The sequence below is a fragment of the Streptomyces mayteni genome (genome assembly GCF_054783955.1).
The window spans coordinates 1-1,171 of record NZ_BAAGPR010000265.1 but is presented as its reverse complement, the minus strand read 5'-3'; the positions used below and the strand labels follow the sequence as shown (position 1 = coordinate 1,171).

General features: G+C 69.8%; 2 protein-coding genes and 1 pseudogene. All 3 read right to left on the bottom strand.

Annotated elements, in window-relative coordinates:
- A partial coding sequence (locus ACYVPE_RS39815) for a GTP-binding protein (RefSeq protein ID WP_461038730.1) occupies window positions 1–322 on the bottom strand: 322 nt, incomplete at its 3' end.
- On the bottom strand, window positions 303–953 hold the full coding sequence (locus ACYVPE_RS39810) for a DUF742 domain-containing protein (RefSeq protein ID WP_461038729.1): 651 nt from the start codon (window positions 951–953) through the stop codon (window positions 303–305). The genes ACYVPE_RS39810 and ACYVPE_RS39815, both read right to left, overlap by 20 nt.
- Before the next feature lie 105 nt (window positions 954–1,058).
- Window positions 1,059–1,171: pseudogene (locus ACYVPE_RS39805) on the bottom strand (roadblock/LC7 domain-containing protein); the annotation flags it as partial.

The window sequence follows — 1,171 nt, the reverse complement described above, 5'->3', positions numbered from 1 at the left end:
GGTCGTCCCACATGAACCAGAAACGGTCCTGACCCGGCGTACCGAACAGGTACAGGATCAGGTCCTGGTCCAGGGTGATACGACCGAAGTCCATCGCGACGGTGGTCGTCGTCTTGCCGCTCGTGTGCGTCAGATCGTCGATCCCGGCAGACGCGGACGTCATCACCGCCTCGGTCCGCAGCGGATTGATCTCCGAAACCGACCCCACAAACGTGGTCTTCCCCACGCCGAACCCACCCGCGATCACGATCTTCGCGGAGGTCGTGGAGCGGGACGGCGTCGGCGCGGTCAGACCGGCGTCGTTAGAGTTTGCGAAGTCCACTGAGCACCCTTTCGAGCAGTGTCACATCAGGCTGACCGCCGGGATCCCCGTCATGACCCGGCTGGTGAATGGCGACCAGGCCCGCCTCCGCGAGATCGGCCACCAGAATCCGGGCCACCCCCAGCGGGAGCGAGAGCAGCGCGGACACCTCGGCGACGGACTTGACCTCGTAGCAGAGCTGGCAGATCCGCTGGTGCTCCGGCAGCTGCCCCTGGAGCTGCACCGGATCCGCCGTGGTGCTCACCAGCGCCTCGATGGCCAACTGATACCGCGGCCTCGTGCGGCCACCGGTCATCGCGTACGGGCGCACCAGGGGCTGCTGGAGTTCGCTGTCCAGCTGCCGCCTCTGGTGGTGGCCCGGCTGCCTGGTCCCCGGCGGCTGCCAGTCGTCCTGGCCGCCGCCACCCGCGGAGGAGCCGCCTCCCGGCGGGCGGGCCGCGCCCGGTGTCGAGGCGGGCCCGGCGTCCGCGCCATGGCCGGGCTCGCGGGGCGGTGGGGTGCGCCGCTCCGGGGTCGGGCGCGGGCGGGAACCGCTCGGCGCCGAAGGGAAGTTGAAACGCCCCGGGCGCGCGCCGCCGTGCGGCTGCGCCGGGTACTCGTTACCGTATGGTCCGCCTGGGGGCGTTGCCACAGTTCCTCCTCCGACTGCCTTCGCTCATCGAGCGGGTGCCGAACTCATCGCCCGACCTCGCCCCGCACCTTATGGTGCGAGGCCCCAATCCGCACAAGTCATCTGCTAGTTGAGCAGGCTCCCCTGGAGTTCGGCGCGGAGGTCGGGCGTCAGAACCGTACCGGCACGATCCACCAGCAACGCCATCTCATACCCCACCAGACCGATATCGGCCTCCG